The sequence below is a fragment of the Rhodospirillum sp. A1_3_36 genome, from assembly GCF_047263945.1.
In the GTDB taxonomy this organism is placed as follows: Bacteria; Pseudomonadota; Alphaproteobacteria; order Rhodospirillales; family Rhodospirillaceae; genus Rhodospirillum.
Genome location: NZ_JBLAVB010000026.1, coordinates 14,209 through 34,301, shown reverse-complemented (window position 1 = coordinate 34,301; position 20,093 = coordinate 14,209). Strand labels below are relative to the sequence as shown.

Here is a 20,093-nt window from a genome sequence, read left to right as displayed (position 1 = left end):
CGACCATATGCCCCTTTTCGCAGCCGACATCCTCCAGCCCGGAACAGGGCTTCGGAAAATCCGGGGCCGGAGAGAAAAATCGGGCCGATAGGCCCTCCGAAAAAAGTCACGTGATTTTTCCGGGTCAATGCCATGCCCGCGCCGCTACTCGAAAAAGATTGGTTCGGGGAATCTTCGCCATCGTGGGACACGTTCGTCAGCCCGAAGGCAAAGACGCCGCAGGACATACGGCGTGCCCGGTGCCGAGGCACGATCTATCCCATTGCTAGTGCGACAACTGTTCCCTACAGCTATAAGGTTGGCTCGTACCAACGTCGCCCCGCCGCCCAAATGGGGATCAAGGGGCATATCGAAGCCGGACGAATTATCAAGTCCGTGCTCTGGTCTGGTCAGCTACCTTACGGCGCCTATCGCCGCCTGAATTCTCTGCGTTCGACGCTGGAAGACTGGATGGGCCTTGAGATCGGCCGCGGACAGCTCGAAGGCCCCGAATTCTTCGACGTTTATTATCATGAAGTAGAGGGCGACTCCCCCTATCGGAAAATGGCTGAGTCGCGCGCCGGTATCGTTGCAATGCTCGGCGGCCTGAAACAGAAGCTGCAGGACGCCTATCCTGACTGTGCACCGCTTCGCAAGCAACTCCGTCGCATCGACATGTCGGTGTCGCTGATCGGCAAAATGAAGCCAACCAACGATTAAGAGCTTTGCGGCAGCGCACCTATTGGCACGCTGCCGCTTCCTCGTCCCCACCTTCGAGCGTGCAGAGCACTGTCCTGCACTCTTCGAGCGCAACGAGCCGGTCGTTAACCATATTTGGCGACGTCGACGACATCCGTTTACCCGCGTCGCCGACGGGCGGAAGGTCCATCCACCGCATAGATCCTACCACCTGACAGCAAACCGCCTAAATCCGCCTACGTATCTTGCAACCCTTCGTTCAACATCAGACAATAGACAGAACTGAATGCGTCGAAATTGCAAGAAATAGCTACTCCATTGCGTAACTGAGTCCCCTATGGCGATTAGGTTGCACATAGAGAAGGGCCGCGCGAATGCACGACCCTTCAATGGGTGGAGGTGGAGATAGCCATCGCCGCAGCGGCACCAACTCCCGTCGCCCAAACAGTTTCGAAGAAATGGGCAAGGATTGACGTTAGTTTCACATACGTACGCTTAGTTGCACAGGCACCGGACCTCGATTTCCGCTGATTTTTGCTCATGATGACCTCCTTAATCAACTCTCCAAAAAATCGGAAAGCAGTTAGAACGGCAACAAGAGCTAGCGCAGCTGTGGGATTCGAACCCACCCCAACCCCCGAAGGGTGATTGCACTTAACAAATAGAGCTGAAATAATTTTTTTGCAAGGGTTACCATAGATGACGGACCACTGCTCCCAACTGGCTAAAATCGCCCGACTTGTGCATCAATTCAACAACTGAAAGACCGTTTACGTCAGGCATTTCACAAAACTCATTGTTAGCGGACATTCCGGCTTCGGTCCACATCAGACATTAGCCGGTAAGCCAATATCAGGCAGCCAACCACTCTCCTCACCCCACCGCCCAGACAGGAATCCCCAAGCCCCGGGCCTTGTCGGCGAGGTTTTGGGAGATCCCGGATCCAGGAAAAGCCACCAACCCGATAGGCATTTCTTCCAGCATGCGGTCGTTGCGCTTGAAGGGAGCGGCGGTCTTGTGGCGGGTCCAATCTGGCTTGAAGGCGATCTGGGGAACGCCGCGATTCTCGGCCCAGAGGGCGGCGATGCGCTCGGCGCCCTTGGGGGAGCCGCCGTGGATCAGCACCATCTCTGGGTGGCGGGCGCGGGCCTTGTCCAGGGCCTCCCAGATGCGGGCGTGGTCGTTGCACTCGGTGCCGCCGGTGAAAGCGACGCGGGGACCCGGCGGGGTCAGGGGTTCGATCTCGGCGCGGCGTTTGGCGGCGATGTAGTCGCGGCTGTCGATCATCGCCGCCGTGAGGGTCCGGCGGTTGGTCCGGGATCCCACGCGGGGCAGCCAGGCGGAGCCGGTGAGCGCGCCATGGTGCTCGGCGGCGGTCTCGCGGAAGGCTTCGAAGGCGTTGCGACGCTCGATGAGGGAAAGGCCCTGGGCGGTCAGGCGCTCCAGTTCGGCGGATTTCACCTCGCTGCCGTCCTGGTCTCCTTGGCTCCGGCGCTGGGCCTGTTCGTTGTCGTCGAGCAGCCGGTCCAGGCTGGCGATCTTGCGGTGGAAGACGTTGACGACGTTCCAGAGCAGGTCGTCGAGGTCGTCCTCCAGCCGCGTGTCGGCCAACAGGGCGGCGAGGTTTTCCATGGCCGCGCCGATCCCGGAGGCGGCCTGATCGGCGTCCGGCAGGGGACGGGGATCGGGCTCGTCGGCCAGGGGACGGTGGCCGTAGAGCTGGAGTTCCTCCAGCAGATGGGCGGTGGGCGAGGCGCCGTGGGGCGGTTCGGGGAGGTCGGTGAAGGGGGTGGTCATGGGGGCTCTCCCGGTTTTCCGGAGGCCGCGCCTGTCGCGGCCTTGTCGGGGATCGCCCGCCGGGGGCATAAGGCCGGGCCGCACCCAAAAGGGCCGAAACGCAGTGGAGGACGGCACAGCCGTTGCGGCCAGGCCTGCCTCCGGCAGATCACCCTCGTGACAAGGCCGGGGCGCGGCCCCTCCCGGACCACGGAGAGTCCGTGGCTTTCCCTGCTCCCCCCATCCCGCCTCCGGTGTCGCTCCCGCAGGGTGGCAAACAGACGGCGGCCTCCTCCTCGGCCAGTTGCTCGGCGAGCCAGGAGCGGAGGCGATCCGGCCCCAGGGTCAGGAGATCGGCGTTGAAATCCTCCGCCCGGGGGACGAGGGGGCGGCAGTCGATCCCGACGGCTCGTGCACGGTCCCGCAAACGGTCCCACGCACAAGATCCCGCTCTGTCCCGGTCGACGGCCACATAGAGGCGGCGCAGGCTTCGGGGCCAGATCAGGGCGGAGAGGTGGGCGGACGAGAGGGCAGCGGCCACCGGGAGCCCAGGCATCCCGAGCTTGAGGGACAGGGCCGTTTCGAGGCCCTCCGCCGCCACGAGGACATGGGTCACGGGTCCAAAACGTACCGCGTGTCCCAGGAGAAAGCCCATGGCCCGGCGGGGGTGGTCAATGGCCGCCTTGCCGCCATCCGGGTCAAGGAACGTCCGGTGGAGCCCGGTGATCCGGCCCCCGAGGTCGGTGACGGCGGCGATCAGGGCCGGACCGCTCTCTCGGCCCGAGGGACCGCGCCGGTAGCAGCGGGGGTGGAACCGCAGGGCGGCCAAAGGATCGGGCAAGAGGATGCCGCGCCGGGCCAGATAGCACTCCGCCAGGGTGCCCCGGATGGGGACGGAGGCCGCGAAGAGACGGCGGGCGGCCTCGGAGGAGCCCTGGCGGGCGGGTATTTTCGGTTGCCAGGGTTCGAGGCAAGACTGGCCGAGAAAGCGATCGGCTTCGTCCAGGGTGGCGCGGAAATTCAGGCTGCGATTCAGGGCGATCAGGTCCAGGAGATCGCCATGTTCCGAAGTCGCCGCATCCGTCCATTGCCCAGCCCGATCCCCGGTCAGGCGGACATAGAGACTGCCGCCCGGCGTATTGTGGACATCGCCGACGATCCAATAGCGGCCCTGGCGCCGCCCGTTGGACAGATAATGGCGGCAGACGGCCTCGGCTCGGGCGCCGAGGCCGCGCGCCAGATCGCTCGCGCGGGACATGGGTCATCCCCGGTCGGTCACGTCGATGACCGGCCAGCGCTCCACCACGCTTTCGAAGATGGACCGCCCCGCCTCGCCCACGGGGACGAAGAGACGCATCTTCCAGGAGATGATCTCGCCGAACAGCCCCCGGGCCTTCAGGGCCTCAACCATGCCCGAGGTGAAGCCGGTCAGTTCGACGCGGGGATCGTTCATCACCCAGGCTCGGCGCAGGGACAGGCCGTCGGCGAGATGAACCGTCACCTTGCCCTCGGCGAGCAAATCCCAGGCCTCTCCGGCGGATAGTGTCGGCGCGTCGATGCCCAGGTTTCGGCAGAGGGCATCCGCTTCCACCGCCGTGAGCACACGGCCAATCACCCGCTCGCCCTCGTCGCTCTGAAGCCGATAGACCCGGGCATTATTGTCCGGCAGACGGCGCCAGATGGGGAGAAGCAGGCCCGTCACCAGATGGAAGGTGGAGGTGGTGAACTCGGGAATGTCCGCCAATTCCCCCTCCCATGCGGCGCGGAATTCGTCAAGATCCGCGTCCTTCCAATGGCTGGACGCGAAGGCCTCGACGGAGAGGGTCTCGCGCTGCATGAGCCGGATCAGGCGGACCCGGCGTTCCACGCTTCCATCCTCATGCACCAGACTGGGCGCCGAGGTTCGGATCGCCGCCCGGCCCGAGCGGCTGTTGACCATGGGTTGACCCCGATCCACGGAAAGGGCCTCCTCCGTGGACATCGGCCTGTTGCGGTCCTTGCGTTCGATGGTGAACAGCCGGGTTTCGGCACCGCTGTCGTGGGTCCAAACCACCCGGCGGTCGGTGACGATCAGGCTTTCGGCGTGGATGGTCTCCAGCCCCTGGTCCTGGATTCCGGCGGCGATGGCCGCCTCCATCCGGGCCGAAAGGATCTCCTCGAAGGCCGTGAACAGGGTGTTCTGCAGGGCGATAGGCAGGGCCAACAGGCGGTTCAGGAGGTGGTGATGGGAGGCAGGTCCTCCTTGAGGATGCCTTCGTAGGTGAGGGACAGGCCCGTCGCCTCCTCGAAGCGGGTCAGGGAACAGCCTTCGATCTCGCCCCGGACCAGCAGGGCGTAAAACTGGCGGAGGGCGGCGCGGGCCTGCTCGCCTTCCAGATTGTCCTCGGCCCGGAAGAGCCCCTGGCCACCCGTCTGGCGTTGCCCCCGGGTGATGGCGCCCAAAGTGTCCAGCCGCCGCGCGATGGTGGAGAGGAAGCGTTTTTCCGCCTTCACCGTCGTGGCGATGGGGCGGAACAGGGGCGGTTGGGCCTGATTGGTGCGGTTCGACCGGCCCAATCCCTGGATGGCCGTATCGGCCTTCCATCCCGCTTCCAGCAGGTAGTGGACGCGGAGACGCTGATTCCTGGCGCCCCGGTCGGCGTGGTAGGACCGCCCGGTTCCGCCCGCGTCGGAGAAGACCAGGATGCGCTTGTCGTCATCCATGAAGGCCTGGGTTTCCGAGAGGTTCGCCGATGGGGGGCGGGATTCCACGCAAAGACGATCCCGTTTCCGAACAACCCGACGGGAGCGCCCCGTAACCTCGGCGACGGCCTCGGTGCCGAAATGCTGGACGATGTGGTCCAGGGCGCCGGGGACGGGATCGAGCAGGGCCAGCCGCTCGACCAGGGCGTCCCGGGCGGCGACGGCCTCGCGGCAGAGGACCGGGTTCCCCTCGGCGTCGACGGCCGGACAGGAATGCAGGTTTCCCTCCTCGTCCGAATAGGTCTCGTAGAGCTGGGTGGGGAAGGCGTGATCCAGATAGGCGCCGACGATCTCCCGGGGCGAAAGATCGATGGTCAGGTCGGCCCACTCCTCGGCGGGGATGTCCGACAGCTTGCGCTCCATCACCGCCTCGCCAGTGGAGACCAGTTGGATCACCGCGGCATGGCCGGAGGTGATATCCGCCTCGACGCTGCGGATCAGGGTCTGGCATTTCATGCTGGTGAGCAGGTGAGAGAAGAAGCGCTGCTTGGCGCTCTCGAAGGCGGAGCGGGCGGCGGACTTGGCCTGGCCGTTCAGGGTGCCACTGGTGCTGGTGATGTTGGAAGCCTCCAGGGCGGCGTCCAGGTTCTGGTGGATCACCAGGAAGGCCTCGGCGTAGGCGTCATAGATGGCAATCTGTTGCGGCGTGAGGGTTTGTTCGACGATCTCCACCTCGACGCCTTCGTAGGAGAGGGAGCGGGCCATGGTCAGCCCCAGGGCCTTGAGGTCTCGGGCCAGGACTTCCATGGCGGCGACGCCTCCGGCTTCCACCGCCTGGACGAATTCGGAACGGTTGGCGAAGGGGGCGACGACCGGTGCCTGAAAGGCACAAATCGTGCCAGTGGCACGATTTGAGGGAGAAGCGCACGGAGCGTCAGCGGAGGGCAAGGCGCTTCCCCACAGCCCCAGGCGCTCGGCATAGGCCAGATTGCGCACGTCCGTGGCCCCGGTGGCGGAGACGTAGACGATCCGGGCATCGGGGAGCGCCCGTTGCAGGCGCAGCCCGGCGCGGCCCTGTTGCGACGGCGCGATATCGCCGCGCCCGCCTTTTCCTCCGGCGGCATTGGCCAGGGCATGGGCTTCGTCGAAGAGGATCACTCCGTCGAAATCGGCGCCGAGCCAATCGCGCACCTGTTGGAGCCGCGAGGCCTTCCCCTCCCGCTCGGCGGAGCGCAGGGTGGCGTAGGTGGCGAACAGGATCCCCTCGGCGAGGCGGATGGGCGTGCCCTGTTTGAAGCGGGAGAGGGGTTGGACCAGCAGGCGTTCCATGCCCAGGGCCGCCCAATCCCGCTGGGCGTCCTCGATCAGCTTGTCGGACTTGGAGATCCACAGCGCCTTGCGGCGGCCCTTGATCCAGTTGTCGAGGATGATCGCCGCCACCTGACGGCCCTTGCCGCAACCGGTACCGTCGCCGAGGAACCAGCCCCGCCGGAATTGGAGAACGCCCTCCGCGTCCTCGGACGCGGCGTAGAGGGTGTCGAAGGTTTCGTCGGCCAGCCAATGTCCCGCCAGAGGACGGGCATGGGCGTCCCCAGCGAGGATCACGCTTTCGAGCTGGGCGTCGGAGAGACCGCCCTCCGTCACCAGACGCGCGGGCAGATGGGGGCGATAGGTGGGATGGGGCGGCGCCACCGAGGCCATGGCGGCGGATTGCACCAGGGGCGTGGGATGGGGCCGGGCGCCGGGGATGCGGATCGACTGGAGGGCATAGGGCTCGTACAGGGCGTCGGTGAGGTCGGCGCCCCCGCTGGGTTCCCAGGTGACGGGCTCGTAGGCAAGTTCCACAGCCTCGGGGGCCGAGGACAGAGCAACGGGCCGGGCCTTCGGAGAGGAAGATGTTGCGGCGGTCTTTAACCGAGTAACGGCGGCAGTCCCCACGGACACCGAAACGGCAACGATCCTACGTGGCGGCACATGGGTGAGTACTTGGGCCAGCAGGTCGGTGACGGTCCCCGCGGTGGGACAGGCCACCACATCACCGGCTTCCGCGCCTTTGTCGATCACGGTGAGCCGGGTATCGAAGGTGGTTCCATGCTTGGCGTAGACGGACCCATCAACCACGCAGGTGAAGCGTGTGCCAGGGAAACGGTCCACCGGGAAGTCGCGCCCGGTGATCGCCACCAAACGCCCGCCCTCGGAGAGGCGAGCCAGGGCCGAACGCACATGTTGGACATCGGCTCCAGCCACTCGCCCGGCCACATGGAGCGCCGCCGAGAAGGGTGGGTTCATGAGAACCACCGAGGGCCGGATCTCCCCGGCCAGACGATCGTCAATGGCGGTGGCATCGTGGGTGGAGACAGGTGCATCGGGGAACAGGAGGCGCAAGAGGGCCGCGCGGGTGTCGGCGGCTTCGTTGAGCACCAGGCGGGCGCCGGATAGCTCGGCGAACAGGGCGAGCATTCCCGTCCCCGCCGACGGCTCCAGCACCACATCCTCGGACCCGATGCCCGCGGTATATGCGGCGACGAAGGCCAAGGGGAGCGGTGTGGAAAACTGCTGAAAGGCCTGACTCTCCCCCGTACGCCGGGTCTGGGTCGGGATCAAATCGGCCAAGCGGGTCAGCATGGCGAGCAGGGCTTCCGGACCAGCCGCGCGGTCCCGCATGGCCCGGCCGTATTTGCGGAGGAAGAGCACCTGGGCGACCTCGCAGGCCTCGTAGGCGTCCTTCCAGGACCAGGCGCCCTGGGCGTCCGTTCCTTGGAAGGCGCCGGAGAGCGCGTCACGCAGGGTCGCGCGGGAGAGGGCGTTGCCGCCTTCCAGGGCGGCGAGGATGGGAGAAGCGGCAGCCAGGATGCGGGCGGCCCGGTCCTCGGGCGCGCGAAGGGGCACGGCGGCGGGGGCCACCGAGGGGAAATCGACGGTCATGGTGGAGTACTCCGGGAGAGCGGATCGGACCGAACCGGCCGGAGGCTCTCTCTCCCCGTCCCGGTTCATCCGTCCCGGAACACCCTCTTCCTCTTAAGGCGCGGCCTCCGCGAGCCAGGCGGCGATGTCGTCAAGGGAGCGGAAGAGCACCGAGGAGTCCGACTTGGAGGGAGCAAAGCCGCAGTCTTGCCAGAAGGCCTCGGCTTCCCGATCGATGGCCCGGACGATCACCGCCCGGCCTCCGATGGTCTCGGCGGCGGCGACGCAGCGTTCCAGGGCATGACGCAGGAGCGCACTTCCGATTCCCCGCCCCCCGTAGGCGTGGTCAACGGCCAATTGGCCGAAGAGTATGGCGGGTACGGGGTCGGGCGGACGCCCAGTTCGGACTTTTCGGGAGAGGTTGGCGGGGGGCACCGCCGTGGGCGCGAGGCCATAGAACCCCACGACGCGGTTCCCGTCACGGACAACCATGACCCGGGTGAATCCCTTGGCCTGATTGGCCAGCGCGTAGGTGCGGAGCCAATCGTTGAGGGCGGGTTTTCCGCAGTCGAAGGCACTCAGGTCGTGGTCTGCGGTCAAGGGTTCGGGCGCCGAGATCATGACGCTGGCTCGTCCCAGGGGGCCTTTCTGGTCAGGCGCGCGCGCATCTTGTCCGGGAGCGGCGCCACGGGGGCGTCGATCGCCGCGGAAAACTGGGTGAAGGCATCGGGCGAGAACCGCACCACGGTCTCGTTGAGGATCGCCAGTTGGGCCTCGTGCAGGGCGGCGCGGCGGACGAACTCCGTGCGTGACAGACCCAGCAGTTCGGCGCCCCGGTCGATGATCCCCAAATCATCGTCCCGGAATCGCATGGACACAGCGACATCCCGTTTCACCATTGCCTCGGCCATGACACACCTCCTTGTATCGCATTCTTATATACAGTCGCTATCCCATCGGGACAAGGTGGATTACCCGAACCGCTCCTCCGTTTCGGTGAAGGTGTAGCCATTGGCGAGGATAGTTTCGTCCACCACCTCGTCGGAGGTCAGGAAGGCGTATTCCGCCTCAAGGCTTGTGTAAAGCCACCGGGCCAGGTCCCGGAGGGCTTCGGTCACGTCGTCTTCGGCGCCGACGGTCAGGACCGCATCCTTCCGCTCGACCGCGATGCGCATATGGGAAGACCCGCGCGCCTCAATGGTGGCCTCGAGCGCGTAGAAGTTCCGGCGCTGGATAGCAGCGAGCCGCCGGACGATATCCTGGAGATCCTGATCCTTGGGCGCGTAGGCCGTGATCTTGGCGACGCACCCCCGGGCGTACCGATAGAACCCCTCGAAGGCGGCACCGTCGGACTGGCTCCCAAAGCCCCGGAACCAGATACAGGGATCGCGCCAGCTTCCCCCGCCGATCAGAGGCACGGGGCGGGTTTTCAAGGTGATGCCGATCAGGTCGCAGATCCGGCAGAAGTCGTCATAAACGGCGTCCCACCAATCGTAGTCGAAGCCGCCTTCACGAAACCAATTTCGGGCCGCTTCCTGGGCGCTATCGGAGAGTTCGTCGAGGGTGAAAACCCGTGTTTGAATGGTCCTGGGCATGGGCGTGCTCCCGGAACGGAAAAGGCCCGGCGCGGGGCCGGGCCTTGGGTGGAGGGGAAAAGCGGACCGCCTATTCGGCGGCGTCGGTGAGGAAGGCCGGACGGGCATCGCCCTCCGGTTCGCCGGTGGCCTCCGGTTGGAGCCCCGGGGTGCGCAGGGGCTCGGGTAGCCAGCCGCTGTCGGCCAGGAGCCGTTCGGCCTGTTCGGCCATGTCGGTCTTCTTGAGGTGGTCGATCAGTTGGGCCGAGGCTTCGCCCTTGGCTTCGGTCACCGCCTCCAGAATCCGGGCCTTGGGCACGCGGCCCAGGTAGCTGTCCACGGTGGGGCGCCATCCGGTGGCGGTCATGTCCAGGGAGAGGGCGCAGGCCAATTGGTCGGCGTGCCGCCGCCGCCCTGTCGCCTTGTTCCAGGGTTCGTGGACCGCGTTCACGGTCAGGGCGGCGCAATGGGCGAAGAGCCCCATGCGACTGTCGTGGTCGATGCCGCACAGGAATTCCCAGAGCATGTCCGGTTCGGGTGGAAGCTGGCGCTCCCAATTGGGGTGGCGCGCCTCGATGGCCCGGACCGAGGGACTTCCGCTCAGGCCCGATCCCTGGACGGAGAAGCCCGTGCTCTTCCAGGCGATCTCCAGGCAGCTTTCCGTGGCGTAGCGGTAGAAGGCCTGATGGACCATGGCATGGAGCACGGCGATCAGGGCCATGTCGGGATCCTCGGCCAGGGCGTCCCGCAGGGCCAGGGTGCGATGGGCGGTCAGTTCCATGATCAGCCGCTCGGAGAGGGGTTTGATGCCCTCCTCCTCGGGCTCGTCCATCGGCGGGATCTCGTTCATGGAGGTTTCGGCTTCCCCGTTGGAACTGGCGGCTTCGCCCTCACCACGGGCTTTTGGCTCCGAGGTCTCTTCGTCCTCGGGACGGACGTAGCCCCGTTCGATCCGCAGTCCGCCTTCGGAATCGATCCCCAGGAAGACACCCGCCCGGGCGATATCCTCGGGCGCGTAGAGGACCGGCTGATCCTCGATGGATTCAAATTCCTCCTGGATCTCCCCGATGCGGCGGTCGATGTCATCGGGCAAGGACTCACCGCTTTCGGCGTAGCGGGCCTCGATTTCGTCCCGCTCCACGCGGAGGGCATCCCGACGGGCCAGGGTTTCCGGGAAGAGCGGTTTGACCTCTCCCGTCAACCGTCGATGCCCGGCGGCGAAGCCATAGGGCAGATCGGGCACGGCCCGCACCCACGTCCAGCCCTCGGCTTTCAGCACCTCCGCCTCGGCGGCGAGCTTGTCGGAAACCAGACGTTCCAGAAGCACCGGATCCTGGAACCAACCGTCCTCCTGTTGGTCGAACAGGTCCCGCAGGACCACGCCTCCAGCGGCCTCGTAAGCGTCCAGGCCGATGAACCGGGCCCGCTTGTCGGAAGCACGAATGGCGTTCCCGGTGAGCAGGCGGCGCAGGGTATAGGGTTCCCGGTTATAGCCGCCCTGGACCGTCTCCCAAGCCTCTTCCTGACGGGCATGGTCGTCCACCAGGGTGAAGGCCATGAGCTGTTCCAGGGACATCTGGTCCTCGGCGTAGAGGTCCAGCAGCTTGGGGGAGACGGAGGCCAGTTTCAGCCGCTGGCGGACCACCGTCGACGTGACGAAGAAGCGGGCGGCGACCTCCTCCTCCCCCAGTCCCAGATCCACCAGGGCCTGGAAGGCCCGGAACTGGTCGAGGGGATGCAGGGCCACCCGCTGGGTGTTTTCCGCGAGGCTGTCCTCTTCTACCAGCCCCTCTTCCCGGACAATGCAGGGAATGGGGGCGGTTTTGGTCAGTCGCCGCTGTTTGACCAGCATCTCAAGCGCCCGGTAGCGACGGCCCCCGGCCTGGACCTCGAAAAAGTCCTCGCGGTCGGGGATCGGGCGGACACTCAGGCCCTGCAGGAGGGTGCGCCGGGCAATGTCCTCGGCCAGGGTTTCGATGGACACACCCGCCCGCACCCGGCGGACGTTGCGCTCGCTGGGCACCAGCTTGTCGAAGGGAATGTCCCGGGCCCGGGAGAGGGTGATCTTGGGGCTCCGTGCCATGTCGGTTCTCCGTGACGGGGCGGGGAAAGCCTCTCTCTCCCCTTCTTCCGCGTCACGGGAGTCCGTCCCCCCTCTTCCTCTACCCGTGGGCCTCCCGCCAGACGGCCGGAGGATCGAAGTTCCCGGTCCAGATGCCCTTGCGCAGGAATTTCGCCATACGGGCGTCGCTGGTGTCGTTGTAGAGCCGGTTTGCGTTCGGATCCGCCACGGCCCAGCCCTCACGGGCGACCCAGGTGGCCAAATCGTCGGCGCCGCTGTAGCAGACGGAAATGTACCGCCCCTGGGCATCCCGGGTGTCCCCTTGCCAGACGTCACAGTTGACGGTCCGCCCCTTCAGGAAGGCGGTCAGGGCGGCGACCGCCTCCTGGCCGCAGGGCCACGTTGTTGCGTCCTTTCTCGTGCAAATCTGATCCTTTTCCACGGCGTCGACGCCATAGAGGCGGTGGCGCTCCCCCGCGATCTCCAGGGTGTCCGCGTCGATGACCCGGGCGGGACCCTTGTGCTCCTTGTCCAAGGCGGGCCAGAAGGCAAGGACGGCGAAGAAGAGGACGCCGATGACAGCAGTTATGCGGGTAGGGGCGAACATGGCCGGTCTCCTTTTCGCGTTTCCCCCACCCTCTCTTTCAATTCGGCGGGGACCGCCCCTTCCCTCCCCCCTCTGGCTCGTTGCCTAGTGGTTCGAATCTGACGCTTCGAACCTCTAGGTTTCTTGATTGATGGATCAACTTATCAAAACATTTGAGTGACTTATCGGCTCTTATGCCGATGCCGACGTGGAACTCAAATGTTTCGGTTGATCCACTAGCAGGCTCAAGTAACCACCCTGAACCATGGACCGGGCCGCCCGGATCAGCCGCTGGGTGCGCGCCCGGTAGCCATCCTCCCACCGATCCCGGATCACGCCTTCCCCAAACACCACCGCTGCGATCTCCCGACGGCTGGCCCCGGCCATTTCCCCATCCCAGGCCCGAACCATCTCGATCCAGCGCCGCGCCCGTCGGGCGGCGGGATAGAGGCTCGGAGGAAGACGCCCGGTGCGTCCCAAGGCATGCAGCCGCGTCAGGGCGTCGATTTTTGCGCCCAGATGTAGAAGCCCCCCTAAAGGAATGCGCAGACTGACCGGCCCGTCGAGCAGGGTTCCCGATGTCACGACCACTTGCAGGCTGCGCGTTCCATCGGAAAACAGGACATGCTCCACGCCTTCGGCGCGAAGGACGGTGGTCAGGGCGAAGACGTCGCGGAGGTCGAAGGCGCCCGGGTCGGTCGCCTCTCCAGGAACCGCCTCCCCGGCGAGGACAAGGGGATTGACCTCGGGATGCCACAGCATGTCCCGGGTCCTCTTTCCCGGTTCCGGGACAAAAGGTGGCCCGCCAACCCGATTTCGGAGTGGAGGGTCTGGCCTGGATAACGCGGGGCAGCTTGCCCCGCCGGGGATACCCGACCGCCTCTTTCGCGACGGCGTTGGGATCCCGCTCGAACCAGATCCGTGCCCAGGATGCCCGATCCAAGCGGGCCAAGGCGGTGTAGTGGTCGTCGTCTCGCCAATCGGCATGCCCCCCAGTGCCTGGCGCGTTCTCTTTCGAGCCCATGGCATTGGTCCTCACTTGCGGGCGCGCCCTTCGACCTGGACTGGCAAGACCTGGACGAACAAACCTCCATCCGCCACCGAGTGGAGACCGGACAGTTCCATATCCTTCCCCCGATGACGCCCGTGCAGCTCCATTGGACGGGCACGCAAACCGCCGCGGTGATCACCTTCTCCCCCACCTTCCTCTCCAAGGTCGCCGATGAATTCCTTGATGGGGTCATGCCCCGGATCGCCCCACGGGCAGCCCTATCCGACACGATTGTTCGATATTTGACGTCCACGCTCCACGACAAGATCGGTCGCCGGGAGCATCACATCACGCGCTGCGCCGAGCGGATTTCCGCCAGCCTGCCCTGCCATCTTCTGGCCAGCTTCGGAGAAACCCAGGTTCCTCGGAGCCAAGCGAAAGGCGGGCTGGGCACCGCCCAGCAAAGGCGCGTTCTGGCGTTCATCGAAGCTCATGTGGGAGAGGGCGTGGGGGTGGACACCCTCGCGGCGGAGGCGGGGTTGTCTCGCCACCATTTCAGCCGGGCCTTCAAAAAGACCTTCGGACAATCGCCCTGCCGCTACGCCCAGGAACGCCTGATCCACAAGGCGACGGAACGCCTGCTGACCAGCCGGGAGAGCATCACGGAGATCGCCCACGACATGGGCTTCTCCAGTTCCAACTATTTCGCCTTCGTCTTCAGGAAGCACATGGGCGTCGGCCCGGAGGAATTCCGAAGACAGCACGGTATTCATTGAGGGGGCGGATTGCCGCGCCGCCGCACCAGGGCCAAGTCACCGGCGAGAGCCGCGGCCATGGAGCCCACCAGATCCAGCAGGCGATCCCGGACACCACCGTCCGGGACGGCGTTCATCCGGAAGGCGACCTCCAACACGCGCTCGTGCAGATCATTCTCGGTTTCGGTTCTAGCGACCACGTTGCCGTCGATGTCGATCTCCATGCCATCGAAGAGCCGACTAACGGGCACGTCGAAATAGCTGGACAGCCGGACCAACTGGCTGGGCCCCAGGGTGTTCACGCCCTTCTCGTACTTCTGGATCTGTTGGAAGGAAACGCCCAGGGCCTCGTCCAATTTGGTTTGAGTGATCCCCCGCACCCGCCGCAGGGTTCGGATCCGCTGTCCAATAGCGACATCGATCTCCGTACAGCGCCCATTTTTTCGTTTAGCCATCGTACATGCCCCTTTGTTCCAAAGGTTCTTGGGGCATCCCGACAGCTCACAGCCGGGTGTTCAGAACCTGGAGCAATGCACACAGGCGCCATGCCCTTTGGGCTCGCGCCTTGGACATGCGACATGGCCACCCGGCCAGTATGGCCGAATCGCATTGCTTCTGAGGTTCTGACGCCCCACGATCTGGATTGACAGACCGCAGCCCGACACTATCCCCATTGGGGGGGGGAAAGAAAAAGCGGAAGATTGAAATCGTTGTATTTCAGCCAGTTGGACCACAAAAGCCACACACTCCAGGAGAAATAAAGCAACCCCAAGGCGTCTTCATCGGGAGCCTATTTGGTCCGTCGACAAGGGCTGACACGGCCATTGAAGCCCGCAATTCTCTTGACTTCGGTGGGGAGAAAGAACACTCTGCGATTTAATGTTGAAAAGACATTACATCATCAACGCTACGCCGAATTGATGGCCCAATAACGGGCATTCTCTCTCGCTCCAAACCGGGCTCCCTCGGCCACCCATCGCATCAATCATCGCAATCCTCGTCATGACCCGACCGTCTCAAGGCCTCGGGCGGATTTTCACGTTTACAACAATGACTTTTGGTCATTTTTATTCGCGCAACTTGATCCGGCCCTGCCTAGGGCCGCCCTCCCCCTCCGGAATGACCGCGAGGGTCCGTTTCCCGCACCGCTGGCTTTCATTTCTAGTAAACAGCGGGCTACTCTGATAAGTCGATCCCGCTATCCATGGTGAGGCCCGCCCCAGGGCGCGGCGCGCGCGCAAGTGTACAGGAACGAAGACTTGACCCTGTTATCGACCGCGTACCAGCAGCGCCTCGCCCATGGGGTCGAGCCTCTGGACAGCCAGCGCCAGGCCATGCGGGACTGGCAAACCGAGATCACCCAGATCCTCTCCCTCCCCAAGAAAGACCGTCCGACGGAATTGGAACTGCACGAGCACTTCTTCACGGTGGTGTTCGAACGGGCCCTGGGCTACGCCAAGCGCCGGGATGGCTTCGGGCGTTGGACCATCCAATCCGAATATATCACCGACGTCGACAAGACCCGTCCCGACGGCGTTCTCGGCTTTTTCAGCGACAAACGATCCGAGGAAAACGTCCAGGCGGTTATCGAATTGAAGGGCCCCGGCGCCGACCTGGATTTGCGCCAGAACCGGGAACAGGATCGCCGCACCCCCGTGGATCAGGCCTTTTCCTATGCCCACAAGTTCGATGCCGTCCAGTGGGTGATCGTCAGCAATTACCAGGAACTCCGCCTCTACCACCAGGGCTCCTCGAAATACGCCCTGCATTTCGATTTGACCACCCTGGCGACCGACGACGAGCACCTGAAGCTCTTTTTCCGCCTGCTGTCCCGGGACAATCTGATCTCCGAGACCGGTCCCTCGGTGACGACGGAACTGTACACTGCGCGGGAGGAGGAACTGCGCCGGATCTCCGCTCAGTTCTCCCGGGATTCTCGGGATCTGCGCCTCGCCACGGCGGAAAGCATCCTGCGCAACAACGGGTCGATCCCCATCGAGCGCGCGGTAACCCTGGCTCAGACCATCGTCGATCGGCTGGTCTTCATCGCCTTCCTGGAAGATCTGGGGCTGATCCCCGGGGAGATGATCGAAAAGGCTTACGACAGCCAGAATGCCTTCGCCCCGGCCTCCCGCTGGCAGAACTTCCAGGGGCTGTTCCGAGCCCTGGAACGGGGAGAGCCCTCCCTTTCCATCCCGGCCTATGGCGGAAGCCTGTTCAGGGCCAACCCGGAGATGGACGGCCTGCGCCTGGACGACGACCTGTTCACGGCCTACAAGACGCTGGCCAACTACGACTTCCTCTCGGATCTGCGGGTGGACATCCTGGGGACGGTATTCGAACAGTCCATCACGGATATCGAGACCCTGAAGGCCCGCCTCCGCGGGGAAGGCACCGAGAGCGACCGGCGGCGCCATGACGAAGGCGCGTACTGCACGCCGAAGGACGTGACCTCCTATATCGTTCAACGGACCGTGGCCGCCACCTTGAAGGCCGCACGCACCGAATTGGGTTGGGAGACCCTGCCCGAGATCTCGGAGGACGAGCGACGCACCCAGGGCAATATCTCTCGCGAGACCCATCTCGCCTTTTGGCGGGCCTATGGCCAGCGCCTGAAGGATCTGCGGATCGTCGACCCCTCGGTGGGTTCCGGCGCCTTTCTGATCGAGACGTTCGATACTCTCGCGTCGGAGGGGGTTCGGATCGACAAGGAACTCGCGCGCCTGGATGCCCCCCCCTGTTCACCGACTGGGCGCGGGAGATGGTTCAGACCGTATTGAACGGGGTGGACCTGTATCGGTCCACGGTTAATGAGACAGCGTGTTGAAGCCTATGCCGCTATTGCGGGCAGTTTGATCTGGTCGGCCCGGATCTGGGCCGGAGTTTTGTATCCGTGTCGCTGGATGATCCATTCTTCGTTGTAGCGGCGCCGGAAGTCGAAGAGGGCTTGGCGAAGGTGCTCAATGGTGTCGAATGTCCGTACCCAGAGAAGGTTCTCCTTCAGTGTTTGGATCAAGCGCTCAGCGCATCCATTGCCTTCCGGGGCACGAACAAAAGGCAACAGATCAATGCCGTGAATGGTGGTCTTGGTGATCCGCACGACAGCGTCGGTGGAATCCCGGAGAGTCGGGTTGGGCTTGTCCGCGACAGTCTTGAGACCCGGTCCTTGGTCCACGAGAGTTTTCATTGGTTCTCCCCATTTGGTTTTTTAGTTTGAACGAAAATACCACGGAAAGGAGCAAGTCAATTCCATGCTCCACCCAAACCAAGGGAGTCCCTCGCTTGGCCTCTCATAGACATGCCCGTACCGTCCGGCTTTCGGCTCCTTCCATCCGGTGATCGGTCAGAGGAAAAGAAAGCCGCCGGAAGACACTGCTCCCGGCGGCAAGGAAGGAAGGCGGGCGAGAGAGGTCCGAAAGACCCGCCTTTCCGGGGAACAGAGCGTCAATTGACCAAGGCCGCCTGGGTCGCCGCACGCAGTTCCGCCTCCGAGACCCCATCCGCGGTCTCGATAAGGCGCAGACCACCTTCGACAACGTCGAGGACCCCCAGGTTGGTGATGATCCGGTCGACCACGGCTTTTCCCGTCAACGGCAGGGTACAGTCCTTCAGGACTTTTGATTCCCCATGCTTGTTGGCATGGTCCATGACCACCACGACACGGGCGACACCCGCCACGAGATCCATGGCGCCGCCCATGCCCTTGACCAGCTTGCCCGGGATCATCCAGTTGGCGAGGTCGCCCCGTTCGGACACCTCCATGGCGCCGAGGATGGCCATGGCGATTTTCCCGCCCCGGATCATGCCGAAACTCGTCGCGCTGTCGAAATAGGCCGAGTTGGGCATTTCCGAGATCGTCTGCTTTCCGGCGTTGATGAGATCGGCGTCTTCATCGCCCTCGTAAGGGAAAGGCCCAATCCCCAGCATGCCATTCTCCGACTGCAGGGTGACCGTCACCCCGTCGGGGATGAAGTTGGGAACAAGGGTCGGGATGCCGATACCCAGGTTCACATAGGTGCCATCCTGGAGTTCCCGGGCGGCCCGAGCCGCCATCTGGTCGCGGGTCCAAGCCATCACGCATTCTCCCTCTTCCGCGTGGTTCGCTGTTCAATGTATTTCTCATGATCCCCCTGTATCAGGCGGTGCACGTAGATGCCCGGCAGGTGAATGGCGTCGGGATCCAGGCTGCCAACGGGCACGATCTCCTCCACCTCCATGACGCAGACCTTGCCGCACATGGCCGCGGGCGGATTGAAGTTGCGCGCGGTCTTGCGGAAGACGGCGTTGCCCGTCTCGTCGGCCTTCCAGGCCTTGACGATGGACAGGTCGGCGACGATGCCGCGCTCCAGCACGTAGGTCTCGCCGTCGAAGTCCTTGAGCTCCTTGCCCTCGGCCACCACGGTTCCCACGCCGGTCTTGGTATAGAAGCCGGGGATACCGCAGCCGCCAGCGCGCATGCGCTCGGCCAGCGTGCCCTGGGGATTGAACTCCAGCTCCAACTCTCCAGACAGGTACTGGCGCATGAATTCGGCGTTCTCTCCCACGTAGGAAGCCATCATCTTACGGATCCGATGGGCGTCGAGCATCTTGCCCAACCCCAATCCGTCGGTACCGCAATTGTTGGACGCGACGGTCACGTCCGCGACACCGCTATCGACCAGGGCGTCGATCAGCAGTTCCGGTATCCCGCAGAGGCCGAAGCCCCCTGCGGCGATGATCATCCCGTCGAACAGGAGCCCATCAAGAGCCTCCCTGGCCGACCCGAACGTCTTGTTCATTCCTTCCTCCTGATTTTTGTTGCCAAAGCGCCGCGAGGACCCCGGTCCCTGGCACCGCCATGACCTTCCCTGCGGCGCCAGTTGCCGACGGTTTCACGGGAGACCAAGATCCCCTTGTCCGCCAAGGCCTTGACCAAATCCCCGTCCGTCAACGGAGCCTGGGGGGATTCCGCGCGGATCAGTTCCGTCACCAGGGCACCGATGGCTTCCCCCGCCACGGCCCGCCCATCGGTGGTCTTGACCGCCCCCCTACCGAAAAAAGCTCGCATGGGCACCAATCTTTCCGGCACGCGGACCAACAGACCGCTCCGGATCCGCCCCACGGTGGTTTCGTGCACGCCCAGGGCCAGGGCGACGTCCCGGGTCGTCAAGGGGCGCAACAGAGTGGGGCCCCCTTCCAGAAAGTCCCGTTGGGCGGCGACCGCGTGGGCGGCGACGCGAAGCACCAGATCGGTCCGCCGCGACAGGGCGCGGATGATCCCCTGGGCCTCCGCCCTCTGTTCCTTCGTTCCATTGACCTCGGACACACGCACGTCCGGCGCCGTCCCCCGGTCGAGGGACACCGTCCATTCCCCCGCGGCGTCCCGATCCACCACCAAATCCGGCGGGCGGATTGGCTCCGCGCCGCCATCGAAAAGAGCCCCGGGCTTGGGATTCAGGCGCCGGACAAGGGTCACCAGCCGCGCCATCTCCCGGGGCGGAACGCCGCAGATCCGCACCAGGGCTGGACCGTCCCCCCTGGCCAACAGGGGCAGGTTCGCGAGCAACCGCTCCATGGGCCCGCTCAATTCCCCCCGTTCGGCCAGTTGGAGCCCCAGGCAATCCGCCAGGGACAGGGCGAACAACCCGGTCGGCTCCATGGTCCTTAGCCGGGCGAGGACCCGCTCGGCGTCCGTTTGGGTGCACCCCGCGGCACGCGCGACCTCGGCCACCCCGGTGGACAACCAGCCACTGGGCTCGAGCCCCTCGACGAAGGCCATCGCGATCTCCCGGGTCCGTCCCGGGGAAAACAACAGCCCGACCTGCGCCATCACATGGGCGTGCAGCCCCCCCGATGGCGCCGCCAAGCCGTCGAGGTCCAGATCACCCATCCCAGTCCCCGACCGCGCCCAGGACCGGGCCGCGCTTCCCCCGTCCCGCTCGGGCAGGGGCACGCGGACGTCCAGACAGGGATTGTCCGCCGCTTCGCCCACCAGGAAGCCCGTCAGATCGGCGTTGTCCATGCGCAGGAAGGAAATGGCCCTGCGCATGGCCTGCCCCAGGCGGGGAGCGGTCCGTTGGATCTGGTGGAGGGCCCGGGCCATGGC

General features: G+C 64.8%; 18 protein-coding genes and 1 pseudogene. 4 read left to right on the top strand and 15 right to left on the bottom strand.

What is annotated here, in order from left to right; genetic code table 11:
• Nucleotides 1-132 precede the first annotated feature (132 nt).
• Nucleotides 133-699: a DUF5623 domain-containing protein gene (locus ACLIRY_RS24410; RefSeq protein WP_413208036.1), complete on the top strand. Its 567-nt coding sequence runs from the start codon at nucleotides 133-135 to the stop codon at nucleotides 697-699.
• 852 nt (nucleotides 700-1,551) lie between these two features.
• On the opposite strand, the gene ACLIRY_RS24405 is transcribed toward ACLIRY_RS24410, so the two are convergent.
• The 10 genes from ACLIRY_RS24405 to ACLIRY_RS24360 all read right to left on the bottom strand — a co-directional run bounded on the left by ACLIRY_RS24405 (nucleotide 1,552) and on the right by ACLIRY_RS24360 (nucleotide 13,024).
• A complete protein-coding gene (locus tag ACLIRY_RS24405; RefSeq protein ID WP_413208035.1) occupies nucleotides 1,552-2,475 on the bottom strand; it encodes a DUF2493 domain-containing protein in 924 nt (307 codons plus the stop codon).
• A gap of 148 nt (nucleotides 2,476-2,623) precedes the next feature.
• Nucleotides 2,624-3,712, bottom strand: coding sequence for a toprim domain-containing protein (locus ACLIRY_RS24400; protein ID WP_413208034.1), 1,089 nt, complete (start codon nucleotides 3,710-3,712; stop codon nucleotides 2,624-2,626).
• 3 nt (nucleotides 3,713-3,715) lie between these two features.
• Complete coding sequence (locus tag ACLIRY_RS24395; RefSeq protein WP_413208033.1) at nucleotides 3,716-4,657, bottom strand: hypothetical protein; 942 nt, start codon at nucleotides 4,655-4,657, stop codon at nucleotides 3,716-3,718.
• Between the two features lie 8 nt (nucleotides 4,658-4,665).
• Nucleotides 4,666-8,061, bottom strand: a complete 3,396-nt coding sequence (locus ACLIRY_RS24390; protein WP_413208032.1) for a strawberry notch-like NTP hydrolase domain-containing protein — start codon at nucleotides 8,059-8,061, stop codon at nucleotides 4,666-4,668.
• A gap of 93 nt (nucleotides 8,062-8,154) precedes the next feature.
• Nucleotides 8,155-8,661, bottom strand: a complete 507-nt coding sequence (locus ACLIRY_RS24385; RefSeq protein ID WP_413208031.1) for a GNAT family N-acetyltransferase — start codon at nucleotides 8,659-8,661, stop codon at nucleotides 8,155-8,157.
• On the bottom strand, nucleotides 8,658-8,951 hold the full coding sequence (locus ACLIRY_RS24380) for a DUF1778 domain-containing protein (protein WP_413208030.1): 294 nt from the start codon (nucleotides 8,949-8,951) through the stop codon (nucleotides 8,658-8,660). Before ACLIRY_RS24380 ends, ACLIRY_RS24385 begins: the two co-directional genes overlap by 4 nt.
• 60 nt (nucleotides 8,952-9,011) lie before the next feature.
• On the bottom strand, nucleotides 9,012-9,635 hold the full coding sequence (locus ACLIRY_RS24375) for an antitoxin of toxin-antitoxin stability system (protein ID WP_413208029.1): 624 nt from the start codon (nucleotides 9,633-9,635) through the stop codon (nucleotides 9,012-9,014).
• A 70-nt stretch (nucleotides 9,636-9,705) separates the two neighbouring features.
• Nucleotides 9,706-11,697: a ParB/RepB/Spo0J family partition protein gene (locus tag ACLIRY_RS24370; protein ID WP_413208028.1), complete on the bottom strand. Its 1,992-nt coding sequence runs from the start codon at nucleotides 11,695-11,697 to the stop codon at nucleotides 9,706-9,708.
• A gap of 79 nt (nucleotides 11,698-11,776) precedes the next feature.
• Nucleotides 11,777-12,283: a thermonuclease family protein gene (locus ACLIRY_RS24365; RefSeq protein WP_413208027.1), complete on the bottom strand. Its 507-nt coding sequence runs from the start codon at nucleotides 12,281-12,283 to the stop codon at nucleotides 11,777-11,779.
• A gap of 171 nt (nucleotides 12,284-12,454) precedes the next feature.
• Nucleotides 12,455-13,024: a DUF2285 domain-containing protein gene (locus ACLIRY_RS24360; RefSeq protein ID WP_413208026.1), complete on the bottom strand. Its 570-nt coding sequence runs from the start codon at nucleotides 13,022-13,024 to the stop codon at nucleotides 12,455-12,457.
• A 35-nt stretch (nucleotides 13,025-13,059) separates the two neighbouring features.
• On the opposite strand from ACLIRY_RS24360, the gene ACLIRY_RS24355 reads away from it, so the two are divergent.
• Both ACLIRY_RS24355 and ACLIRY_RS24350 read left to right on the top strand, forming a co-directional pair.
• Complete coding sequence (locus tag ACLIRY_RS24355; protein WP_413208025.1) at nucleotides 13,060-13,224, top strand: hypothetical protein; 165 nt, start codon at nucleotides 13,060-13,062, stop codon at nucleotides 13,222-13,224.
• Nucleotides 13,193-14,029, top strand: coding sequence for a helix-turn-helix domain-containing protein (locus ACLIRY_RS24350; protein WP_413208024.1), 837 nt, complete (start codon nucleotides 13,193-13,195; stop codon nucleotides 14,027-14,029). Before ACLIRY_RS24355 ends, ACLIRY_RS24350 begins: the two co-directional genes overlap by 32 nt.
• Here ACLIRY_RS24350 and ACLIRY_RS24345 read toward each other — a convergent pair.
• The gene (locus tag ACLIRY_RS24345) at nucleotides 14,023-14,463 is read right to left on the bottom strand and encodes a helix-turn-helix domain-containing protein (protein WP_413208023.1); all 441 of its coding nucleotides are present in this window, start codon (nucleotides 14,461-14,463) and stop codon (nucleotides 14,023-14,025) included. The two genes, ACLIRY_RS24350 and ACLIRY_RS24345, sit on opposite strands and share 7 nt — an antisense overlap.
• A gap of 804 nt (nucleotides 14,464-15,267) precedes the next feature.
• On the opposite strand from ACLIRY_RS24345, the gene ACLIRY_RS24340 reads away from it, so the two are divergent.
• Nucleotides 15,268-16,788: a hypothetical protein gene (locus tag ACLIRY_RS24340; protein WP_413208022.1), complete on the top strand. Its 1,521-nt coding sequence runs from the start codon at nucleotides 15,268-15,270 to the stop codon at nucleotides 16,786-16,788.
• Nucleotides 16,789-16,838: 50 nt separating this feature from the next.
• Here ACLIRY_RS24340 and ACLIRY_RS24335 read toward each other — a convergent pair.
• The 4 genes and pseudogenes from ACLIRY_RS24335 to ACLIRY_RS24320 all read right to left on the bottom strand — a co-directional run.
• A pseudogene (locus ACLIRY_RS24335) lies at nucleotides 16,839-17,063 on the bottom strand (integrase core domain-containing protein); the annotation flags it as partial.
• Between the two features lie 389 nt (nucleotides 17,064-17,452).
• The gene (locus ACLIRY_RS24330; RefSeq protein WP_413208021.1) at nucleotides 17,453-18,082 is read right to left on the bottom strand and encodes a 3-oxoacid CoA-transferase subunit B; all 630 of its coding nucleotides are present in this window, start codon (nucleotides 18,080-18,082) and stop codon (nucleotides 17,453-17,455) included.
• Nucleotides 18,082-18,786: a CoA transferase subunit A gene (locus ACLIRY_RS24325; RefSeq protein WP_413208020.1), complete on the bottom strand. Its 705-nt coding sequence runs from the start codon at nucleotides 18,784-18,786 to the stop codon at nucleotides 18,082-18,084. Before ACLIRY_RS24325 ends, ACLIRY_RS24330 begins: the two co-directional genes overlap by 1 nt.
• Nucleotides 18,783-20,090 (bottom strand): RNA polymerase sigma-54 factor, encoded by a 1,308-nt coding sequence (locus ACLIRY_RS24320; protein ID WP_413208019.1) that lies wholly within the window; start codon nucleotides 20,088-20,090, stop codon nucleotides 18,783-18,785. The genes ACLIRY_RS24325 and ACLIRY_RS24320 overlap by 4 nt, the downstream gene beginning before the upstream one ends.
• Between the last annotated feature and the right edge of the window lie 3 nt (nucleotides 20,091-20,093).